Genomic DNA, 9155 nt, shown 5'->3' with positions numbered 1-9155 from the left:
TTCCTGTCGTTCTCGGACGCTGGCGTTGCCGACTGGAACCTGGCTGGCGCCCAGTGCCTGCGCAACCTGGTCACCGGCACCGACGCCGCCGCCAAGAAGCTGCAGGCCGGTGTGGACGAAACCCGCCGCAACGGCAACCTGCGTGGCAAGCCCGCCGTGATCGTGCATGGCCGTGCCGACGCACTGCTGCCCGTGAGCCACACCTCGCGCCCCTACGCCGCGCTGAACAAGAAGGTCGAAGGCGCCGCCAGCAAGCTCAGCTATGTGGAAGTGGCCAATGCCCAGCACTTCGACAGCTTCATCGGCCTGCCCACGGTGCTGCCGGGCTACGACAGCCGCTATGTGCCGCTGCATGTGTACCTGAACCACGCGCTCGACGCCGTGTACGACCACCTCGCCAGCGGCAAGGCACTGCCCGCCAGCCAGGTGGTGCGCACGGTGCCGCGCGGTGGCACACCGGGCAGCGCCCCGGCCATCACGGCCGCCAACGTGCCGCCGCTGGCCACAACGCCTGCTGCCGCCAACGCCATCGCCATCACGGCGGGCGCCATTGCCATCCCTGATTGACCCCCCAAGGAGCTTTGCCAGACGACACACCGTCACCGCCGCCTGCCGGGCACGCGTGGGGGCCAACGCCCCTTGCGCCGCCCGTGGGCGCGGCTGCAAGCTACTCAACCAGGGGATGAACCTACATGGAAAAGGTCAAGACATGGAGTCGCCGCGTGGCGGCAGCGCTGGCTGTGCTGTGGAGCGGGGCCGCAGCGCCTTCGCTGCACGCTGCCGAAATTGTGGTGGGGCAGGTCGCACCGCTCTCTGGTGTGTTGGCCAGCACAGGCGCGCAGATGGTGCTGGGCGGAAAGATCTACTTTGACTGGGTCAACACCCAGGGCGGTGTGCACGGCGCCAGCATTCGCCAGGCGGTGGCCGACGATGCCTACAAGGTGGCCGACACCGTGAGGCTCACCCGCGAGATGCTGGCCAAACCCGAGGTGGTGGCGCTGTACGGCTTTGCAGGCACGGCCAACATCACGCAACTGCTGTCCGACGGCGTGCTGGAGCAGGGTGGCGCTGCACTGGTGGCGCCATACACGGGGGGCGAATCGCTGCGCAACCCGTTCAACCCCTGGATCTTCCATGTACGCGCGGGCTACGCCGACGAGGCCGAGCACATGGTGCAGCAGCTCACCACGCTGGGCATGAACCGCGTCGCCGTGATGTACCAGGACGACGGTTTTGGCAAGGCGGGCCTGGCAGGGGTGGAGGTGGCGTTGGCCAAGCGCAACCTCAAGCTGGTGGTGTCTGCGGGCTATGAGCGCAATACTGACAAGGTGGACGACGCCGTCAAAGCCATCAAGGCTGCTGACGTGCACGCCGTCATCATGATCGCGGTAAACAAGCCCGCAGCGGCCTTTATCCAGCGCTACCGCGAGCAGGGCGGTGGCGCCCAGCTCTACAACATCTCGGTGGTAGACCCGACCGAGCTGGTCAAGCTTGCGGGCCTGAAAAACGCGCATGGCCTGGGCATCAGCCAGGTGGTGCCATACCCCTACAGACTCCAGCTGCCTGTTGTGCGCGAATACCAGTCACTGCTTAAAAAATACGCGCCCGATGCCGAGGTCAACTACACCAGCTTCGAGCAGTTTTTGGGTGCCAAGGTGCTGGTCGAAGCTCTGCGCCGTGCGGGGCCACAGCCCACACGCGCCAAGGTCGTGAAGGCGCTGGAGTCGCTGCAGAGCTATGACCTCGGCGGGATCACGCTGGGGTACTCGCCCACCAATCGCATCGGCTCACGCTATGTCGAAGTCACCGTTATCGGCAGCAATGGCCGCCTCATGAAGTGAGCCGCAGGTCCCTTTCTTTTTTTCTGTTCCACAAGGTCGCCATCATGTCCCCCACCTCACGCTACGCCACCTGCGCTGGCTATGAAATCCATTACACGGAATGGGGCGCGCCGGACGCTCCCGTAGTGATTGCATGGCATGGCCTGGCCCGCACCGGGCGCGACATGGACCCGCTGGCCGCCCACCTAGCATCGCGCTTTCGCGTGATCTGCCCCGACACCATCGGCCGGGGCCTGAGCCAGTGGGCGCGCGCCCCGCAGGACGAATACTGCCTTTCGTTCTATGCGCGCATCGCGGCTGACTTGTTTGACCAGCTGGGTGTGGAGAAGGCGCACTGGGTCGGCACGTCGATGGGCGGCGCCATTGGCACCGTGTGTGCGTCGGGCCTGTTTCAGCCTCAGCTCAAAGGCCGCATCCAGAGCCTGCTGCTCAACGACAATGCGCCCCGCCTGGCCGATGCCGCGCTGGAGCGCATCAAGGCCTATGCGGGCCATCCGCCCGCGTTCGATACGGTGATGGAACTGGAAGCCTTCTTCCGGCAGGTGTACCAGCCCTACGGCTGGCTCGGCGATGCGCAATGGCGCCACCTGACCGAGACATCCACCCGCCGCCTGCCCGATGGCAGGGTGACGCCGCACTACGACCCGGCCATGGTCCAGCAGTTCACGCACCACGCCAACGACTACCTGATCTGGGACCATTTCGATGCGCTCGACATCCCCGTGCTCTGCCTGCGCGGTGCCGAATCCGACCTGGTGCTGCGCGAAACCACGGCCGAGATGCTGACCCGGGGCCCCGGTGCGCGCGGCCTGGTGCAGGTGGTGGAGGTGCCCGGCTGCGGCCATGCCCCCGCGCTCAATGTGCCTGAGCACTACGCGCTGGTGGACGGGTTTCTGGCAAAGGCGGCTTGACGCGAATCGGGCTAAGCCGGGAGGCAAGCACTGGGGTTACATTGGCGCAATTCCTTCAGACCCTCGCCATGAAACTCCTGAAGTCCCTTTTGCTCATCGCCTCGCACCTGGCCACTCTCGCCATCGGCTTTGCGCTAGGGGTGTATGCGCTGCCCATCGTGATTGCGCCGGAGGCCCCCACGCAGCAGGAGATCCAGTCTGGCCTGCCTGCAGCCCAATGGACCGCTACCTTCCGCCGTGACCTGAAAGACAGCGATGCCCTGCACTGGGGCGAGGGCGCCGTGTCCATCAGCCCGCAGGCCATCAGCCTGCTGGGCAGGCTGGCACCCGGGCCGGACTACAAGCTGTATCTGTCGCCAGAGTTTGTGGAAACCGAGGCTGACTTCATGCGCCTGAAGCCAAAAATGCTCCGCGTGGGGGATGTGAAGACATTCAACAACTTCATCGTCCCGGTACCGCAAGGTGTGGACCCGGCGAAGTTCAACACCGTGATCGTGTGGTGCGAAACCTTCAGCGAGTTCATCACCGCTGCCAAGTACCGCTAGGGATGTCCTGCATACCCCTCGCGAGTCGGTGGTAGTGCGGATCGGGACAGGCCGCAAGGCGTCTTTTGGCAGCCCAAAGCCAGGCTATTGACAAGAAAAGCAACGCAGCAGACTGCCCCAGGCCGCGCTATCACCGACCGCAGGGAGTTATGCAGGACATCCCTAGCCAAAGCCGGTATCACTGGCCGATTTGCGCCAGCGCAGCCTGCAGCCCCGCCAGCCCGCCCACGCGCTGGTTGTTGATGAAGATCTGCGGCATCTGCCGCACCGAAGGCCCGCACTTGGCATAAAACGCCAGGCGCTCGGCCTCGTCGTCGATCTTGATTTCCTCAAAAGGCAGGGAGCGCGACTGCAGCAGCTTCTTGGCCGAATCGCATTGGGGGCAGGCGGATTTGGAGTAAACGGTGATTTGAAAAGTCATGGCCCGAGTTTACGGGGCAGGCATGGCGGCCGCTTGCGCCGGGTCTGCGCCGAATTTCGGCACAGTCATGGCGGCAGTGGTAAATTACCATTTGGTTTGTTTTGTGACTAGTTGGTAATTTATGTCCATATTTCTATCCTGCTTTCGCCGTTGGGCCTGGTTGGGGCTTGCTGTAGCGTTGCTCGCCTTGAGTGGCTGCTCTTCCACCCGCCCGCCCGAGGGCATCACCCCCGTCACACCGTTTGACCTGGCCCGCTACGAGGGCCGCTGGTACGAAGTCGCCCGCCTGGACCATTCGTTTGAACGTGGCATGACGGACGTGAGCGCCACCTACCAGCGCCAGGCGGACGGCAGCGTGCGCGTGCTCAACCGGGGCTTTGACACCGGCAAAAACGACTGGCGCCAGGCGGAAGGCAAGGCGCTGTTCATGGGCGATGCCAACACCGCCTCGCTCAAGGTGTCGTTCTTTGGCCCCTTTTACGGCGGCTACCACGTGGCCGCGCTGGATGCCAACTACCAGTGGGCGCTGGTGGTGGGGCCGGACCGCAGTTACTGCTGGATCCTGTCGCGCACCAAGCAACTGCCCCCCGGTGTGCGCGAGCAGCTCATCGCCCGCGCCAGCGCGCTGGGCATCGACACCCAAGCGTTGATCTGGGTGACCCACGAACGCACAGACCCTCAGCCATGATCAGCACCGCGACCCCTTTGCCCATCGCCGTTGTTGGTGCAGGCCTGGCAGGCTTGTCGTGCGCACAGGCGCTGCTGCAGGCGGGGCACACGGTGCATGTGTTCGACAAATCCCGTGGCCCGTCTGGCCGTATGAGCACCCGCCGCGCCGAAGATGAAAGCGGCCCCTGGCAGTGCGACCACGGCGCCCAGTATTTCACTGCCCGCGACCCGGCCTTCCGCGCGGAGGTGGCCCGCTGGCAACAGGCTGGTGTGGCTGCGTTGTGGAATGCCCGGCTGGCCAGCTTTGACGGCAACGCCTGGTCCGCCTCAGCGACACCGCTGGAGCGATTTGTGGGCACGCCGCGCATGACGTCGCCCGCCGCCTGGCTGGTGCAGCACCTGGGCGAGCCTGCGCTGGCGCAGTGGCAAACCACCATACAGCGGCTGGACCACACCGAGGCCGGCTGGTCCATCACCTCGGCAGAACATGGCCTGCACAGCCCTCGTTACAGCGCCGTGCTGCTGGCCGTGCCCGCCCCGCAGGCCGCGCCCTTGCTAGCCCCCGTGGCCCCCGCAGGCGCCGCCATGGCTGCCAGCGCACGCATGCGTGGCAGCTGGGCCTTGATGCTGCGCTACGCAAGCCCCGTGGCCCTTCCGTGGGAGGGTGCGTTCATCAACGCCGGCCCCTTGCGCTGGGTGGCGCGCGACAGCAGCAAACCCGGCCGCTCAGGGCAAGAAACCTGGCTGCTGCACGCCAGCCCTGAATGGAGCGAAGCCCACATCGAAGACAGCGCCGAGTCGGTCATGACCGCATTGCTGGCTGCCTTTGCTGCCCTGGGTGGCCCTGCGCCTCTGGCGGCCACTGCCCACCGCTGGCGCTATGCCGACACCGAGCCCGCGCTCACGCAGGGCAGCTGGTGGGATGCGCAGTTGCGTTTGGGCCTGTGTGGCGACTGGCTCCACGGCGGCAAGGTGGAGGGCGCGTGGCTCAGCGGGCGTGCGCTGGCGCAGCAGGTGTTGAGGCCTGCGTAACCAACCCACAGGTCCACCATGCGCATGCGTAAAAAGTCAGACCTGCCGCAAAAAACCTGCCAACACTGCGGCCTGCCCTTTGCTTGGCGCAAGAAGTGGGAGAAGGTGTGGGACGAGGTGAAGTACTGCTCCGACCGCTGCCGCAGCGAGCGCAAGCGCAGCGGCACTTCGCAAGGCTTGGCAGGGGAGGGCAACGCATGAGCATCGTGCTGTTCTGGTTCCGCAGCGACCTGCGCCTGCACGACCAACCCGCGCTGCGCGCAGCGCTCACCAGCGGTGCCACACATTTGCTGCCCGTGGTGTGCCTGCCTGCTCCCGATGAACGCACGCCCTGGGGCTTTGCCCGCGTGGGCGCACACCGCCGGGCCTTCACCGCCGCCGCACTGCGCGGGTTGCAGGGGTCAATGAGCGCACTGGGCAACCCGCTGTTGGTTTGCCAGGCCCCACCCGCCACGGCCTTGCTGCAACTGGCCCAGGCTGTGGGGGCCACCACCGTGGTGTGCGAAGACATTGCCGCCCCCTACGAGCAGGCTGAGGTCGTCGCACTGCGCGCAGCAGGCCTGCAGGTGCGCACCGTGTGGCACAGCAGCCTGCTGCCCCCGGCACGCATGCCGTGGCCTGTGGACCAGTTGCCGGGCGTGTTCACCAGCTTTCGCCAAAAGGTGGAGCGCGCAGGCATCACCCCCGCTGTGCCACTGCCTGCACCCGCCCGGCTGCTGGCACCGCCCGATGTACCCGCGCCCGTGCTGCAGGCCGTGGGCGCAGAGCAGGGCGCCGCCAGCGTCCAGCAAGCCGCATCGCCCCAGGGCAGCGATGCCCGTTCATCCTTCCCCTACGGAACGCCTGGCTGTGATGGCAGTGAGGCCGCCGCACTAGGCCACCTGGCCCAGTACCTGGCCCGCAAGCTGCCCCACAGCTACAAGGACACACGCAACGGGCTCACGGGGCTGGACTACTCCAGCAAGTTCTCGCCCTGGTTGGCCACGGGTGCGCTGTCTCCGCGCCAGATTTATGCCGACTTGAAAACCTTTGAGCGCGACCACGGTGCCAACGATGGCACCTATTGGTTGTGGTTTGAGCTGCTGTGGCGCGACTACTTTCGGCTGCTGCACCTGCAATACGGCGCGGCGCTGTACCGGGCACGCGGGCTGTCATCTTCCCCTGCATCCTCCACCACAGAACCGTTCGGGCTGAGCCTGTCGAGGCCTTGCGCCGCGCTTCGACAGGCTCAGCGTGAACGGGCAGGGGAGTGCGCAGAAGCATCAGATCAGCCTCTCACGCCCCATGACCCCAGCCGTTTTGATCGCTGGTGCCGGGGCGATACCGGCCAGCCCTTGGTCGATGCCGCAATGCGTGAACTGGCGGCCACCGGCTACCTCAGCAACCGCCTGCGCCAGGTGGTGGCCAGTTACCTCATCTACGACCTGCGGGGCGACTGGCGCGCAGGCGCAGCGTGGTTTGAATCCCAATTGGTGGACTACGACGTGTACAGCAACCAGGCCAACTGGCTCTACATCGCCGGGCGCGGCACCGACCCGCGCGGAGGCCGCCGCTTCAACCCCATCAAGCAGGCGCAAGACCACGATGCCGACGGCAGCTACCGCCGCATGTGGGGCACGTTATGAGCACGCCAGAACCCCTCACCCCACAGGGCGCCCACACCCTGCGCCTGCTGCTGGGCGACCAGCTCAACCCCGCGCATTCCTGGTTTGCCACGCAAGACCAAGGCGTGGTCTACGTGCTGATGGAAGTGCGGCAAGAGACCGACTACGTGCTGCACCACGCGCAAAAAATCCTCGCCATCTTCGCCGCCATGCGCGACCTGGCCCGCCACCTGCGCGAAGCCGGGCACCGTGTGCGCTACGTGGCGATGGACGATGCCAGCAACCGCCAGTCGATGCCCGACAACCTGGCTGCCCTCATGGCCCACTACGGCGCGCAGACGCTGCAATATCAGCACCCCGACGAATGGCGGCTGGACGAGCAAATGCGCACCTGGGGTGCAGAGCAGCCCTTTGCCGTGCAGGCCGTCAGCAGCGAGCACTTCTACACCACCCGCACCGAAATGGCCGAGGTCTTCAAGGGGCGCAAGCAGTGGCTGATGGAACACTTCTACCGCCGCATGCGCCAGCGCCACAGCGTGCTGATCGACGCAGCGGGCGAGCCCGAAGGCGGGCAATGGAACTTCGACCACGACAACCGCAAGCCCTGGCCTGGCACCCCTGCATTGCCGCCAGACGCCCGCCCCACGCACGACCACAGCTCGCTGTGGGCCACCATCCAGGCCGCAGGCGTACAAGGCTTTGGCAACCCGCAGGCAGAGGCACTGCGCTGGCCGCTGAACCGGGCCGAGGCACTGGCCTGGCTCGACCACTTCATTGCCACCACGTTGCCCGACTTTGGCGCGTATGAAGACGCCATGAGTACGCGCAGCAGCAGGCTCTTTCACTCCCTGCTGTCGTTCGCGCTCAACACCAAAATGCTGCGCCCGCACGAGGTGGTGCAACGCGCTGAGGCCGCCTACCACGCAGGCACTGCGCCCCTGCCAGCCGTGGAGGGCTTTATCCGCCAGATATTGGGTTGGCGCGAATATGTGCGCGGTATTTACTGGGCCCACATGCCCGGCTACGACGAGCGCAACGCCCTGGGCCACAGCACGCCGCTGCCGGAGTGGTTCTGGACGGGCCAAACCCGTATGCGCTGCATGCAGCACGCCGTGGGCCAGTCGCTGGAGCATGCATACGCCCACCACATCCAGCGCCTCATGGTCATCGGCAACTTTGCGCTGCTGGCGGGGCTCGACCCTGCCGCCGTACACCGCTGGTACCTGGGTGTGTACATCGACGCCTTTGAATGGGTGGAAGTGCCCAACACCGTGGGAATGAGCCAGTTTGCCGACGGCGGCCTGCTGGCCACCAAACCCTATGTGAGCAGCGCCGCCTACATCGACCGAATGAGCGACTACTGCAGCGGCTGCCACTACGATAAAAAGCAAAAGGTGGGCGAGCGCGCCTGCCCGTACAACGCGCTGTACTGGGACTTTTTTGCGCGCAACGAAAGCACGCTGGGCAACAACTTCCGCCTGGGTATGGTGTACCGCCAGTTGCAAAAGATGCAGGGCCCGCAGCTGGATGCGCTGCGTGAGCATGCGGCCGACCTGCGCACGCGGCTGGATGCGCTGTAGCCGCTGCCCACCATGCGCGCCGTCTTCATTCTTCCGTTCGCCCCGAGCCCGTCGAAGGGCTTCACCGCCACCCCGCCCGTTCAGCCTGAGTCTGTCGAAGGCCACCCCCGCGCCCCGGCTTCGACAGGCTCAGCCCGAACGGTGGGTGGTGGTGCTCAGGCTTCTATCAGCTCCGCCCGAACCGGGGAGAAGATGCCAAAGTACCCCCGTCCACAGCCCATCCGTTCGCCCTGAGTCCGTCGAAGGGCCGCACCGCCACCCCCCACCCGTTCAGCCTGAGCCCGTCGAAGGCCACCCCCGCGCCTCGGCTTCGACAGGTTCAGCCCGAACGGTGGTTGTTTGAATACAGACATTGACCCAGAGAGGTTTCGCCCATGTCCACCCCATCCCTGCAATCCCTGCCCGACGGCTACCGCGCCCTCGTCATCGGCTCCACCGGCGCTATCGGCAGTGCCTTCCTCGCCCACCTGCAGTCCGACCCGCGCTGCGCCCTTGCCGTGGGCCTGGGCCGCCACACCAGTCCAGCGGTGGACTTGGACGACGAAGCCACCA

At 65.9% G+C, this 9155-nt stretch carries 10 protein-coding genes; 9 read left to right on the top strand and 1 reads right to left on the bottom strand.

Features of this window, described 5'->3' with window-relative positions; all coding sequences use genetic code 11:
• The 4 genes from DBR12_RS23055 to DBR12_RS17010 all read left to right on the top strand — a co-directional run.
• A partial coding sequence (locus DBR12_RS23055) for a D-(-)-3-hydroxybutyrate oligomer hydrolase (protein WP_233244692.1) occupies positions 1-567 on the top strand: 567 nt, incomplete at its 5' end.
• A gap of 125 nt (positions 568-692) precedes the next feature.
• A complete protein-coding gene (locus tag DBR12_RS17020) occupies positions 693-1841 on the top strand; it encodes an ABC transporter substrate-binding protein (protein ID WP_108618351.1) in 1149 nt (382 codons plus the stop codon).
• Positions 1842-1885: 44 nt separating this feature from the next.
• A complete protein-coding gene (locus DBR12_RS17015) occupies positions 1886-2752 on the top strand; it encodes an alpha/beta fold hydrolase (RefSeq protein WP_108618350.1) in 867 nt (288 codons plus the stop codon).
• 68 nt (positions 2753-2820) lie between these two features.
• A complete protein-coding gene (locus tag DBR12_RS17010) occupies positions 2821-3297 on the top strand; it encodes a DM13 domain-containing protein (protein WP_108618349.1) in 477 nt (158 codons plus the stop codon).
• Between the two features lie 178 nt (positions 3298-3475).
• Here the strand turns inward: DBR12_RS17010 and DBR12_RS17005 are convergent, their stop codons facing one another.
• Positions 3476-3718 carry a glutaredoxin domain-containing protein gene (locus DBR12_RS17005; protein ID WP_055400446.1) on the bottom strand — a complete coding sequence of 81 codons (243 nt, stop codon included), beginning with the start codon at positions 3716-3718 and terminating at the stop codon, positions 3476-3478.
• Between the two features lie 121 nt (positions 3719-3839).
• Here DBR12_RS17005 and DBR12_RS17000 point away from each other — a divergent pair, with 121 nt between their 5' ends.
• Genes DBR12_RS17000 through DBR12_RS16980 form a run of 5 tightly spaced genes read left to right on the top strand, consistent with a single transcriptional unit; the run spans position 3840 to position 8603 of the window.
• Positions 3840-4406, top strand: a complete 567-nt coding sequence (locus DBR12_RS17000; RefSeq protein ID WP_108618348.1) for a lipocalin family protein — start codon at positions 3840-3842, stop codon at positions 4404-4406.
• Positions 4403-5419: an NAD(P)/FAD-dependent oxidoreductase gene (locus DBR12_RS16995; protein WP_108618347.1), complete on the top strand. Its 1017-nt coding sequence runs from the start codon at positions 4403-4405 to the stop codon at positions 5417-5419. The genes DBR12_RS17000 and DBR12_RS16995 overlap by 4 nt, the downstream gene beginning before the upstream one ends.
• 18 nt (positions 5420-5437) lie before the next feature.
• Positions 5438-5620, top strand: coding sequence for a DUF2256 domain-containing protein (locus DBR12_RS23570; RefSeq protein ID WP_108618346.1), 183 nt, complete (start codon positions 5438-5440; stop codon positions 5618-5620).
• Entirely contained in the window at positions 5617-7044 is a 1428-nt protein-coding gene (locus DBR12_RS16985) for a DASH family cryptochrome (protein ID WP_108618345.1), read from the top strand. Before DBR12_RS23570 ends, DBR12_RS16985 begins: the two co-directional genes overlap by 4 nt.
• A complete protein-coding gene (locus DBR12_RS16980) occupies positions 7041-8603 on the top strand; it encodes a cryptochrome/photolyase family protein (protein ID WP_108618344.1) in 1563 nt (520 codons plus the stop codon). The genes DBR12_RS16985 and DBR12_RS16980 overlap by 4 nt, the downstream gene beginning before the upstream one ends.
• Positions 8604-9155 lie beyond the last annotated feature (552 nt).

The organism is Acidovorax sp. HMWF029, assembly GCF_003060895.1.
Classification (GTDB): Bacteria; Pseudomonadota; Gammaproteobacteria; order Burkholderiales; family Burkholderiaceae_C; genus Acidovorax.
The sequence above is the reverse complement of the archived record's forward strand: the minus strand, read 5'-3'. Positions and strand labels throughout refer to the sequence as shown.

What these genes read in the sequence shown, in the direction of transcription:
- DBR12_RS17000 (WP_108618348.1), top strand. Translation starts at nt 3,840, where the DNA reads ATGTCCATATTTCTATCCTGCTTTCGCCGTTGGGCCTGGTTGGGGCTT.
- DBR12_RS17020 (WP_108618351.1), top strand. Translation starts at nt 693, where the DNA reads ATGGAAAAGGTCAAGACATGGAGTCGCCGCGTGGCGGCAGCGCTGGCT.
- DBR12_RS23570 (WP_108618346.1), top strand. Translation starts at nt 5,438, where the DNA reads ATGCGCATGCGTAAAAAGTCAGACCTGCCGCAAAAAACCTGCCAACAC.
- DBR12_RS17015 (WP_108618350.1), top strand. Translation starts at nt 1,886, where the DNA reads ATGTCCCCCACCTCACGCTACGCCACCTGCGCTGGCTATGAAATCCAT.
- DBR12_RS16980 (WP_108618344.1), top strand. Translation starts at nt 7,041, where the DNA reads ATGAGCACGCCAGAACCCCTCACCCCACAGGGCGCCCACACCCTGCGC.
- DBR12_RS17005 (WP_055400446.1), bottom strand. Translation starts at nt 3,718, where the DNA reads ATGACTTTTCAAATCACCGTTTACTCCAAATCCGCCTGCCCCCAATGC.
- DBR12_RS16995 (WP_108618347.1), top strand. Translation starts at nt 4,403, where the DNA reads ATGATCAGCACCGCGACCCCTTTGCCCATCGCCGTTGTTGGTGCAGGC.
- DBR12_RS16985 (WP_108618345.1), top strand. Translation starts at nt 5,617, where the DNA reads ATGAGCATCGTGCTGTTCTGGTTCCGCAGCGACCTGCGCCTGCACGAC.
- DBR12_RS17010 (WP_108618349.1), top strand. Translation starts at nt 2,821, where the DNA reads ATGAAACTCCTGAAGTCCCTTTTGCTCATCGCCTCGCACCTGGCCACT.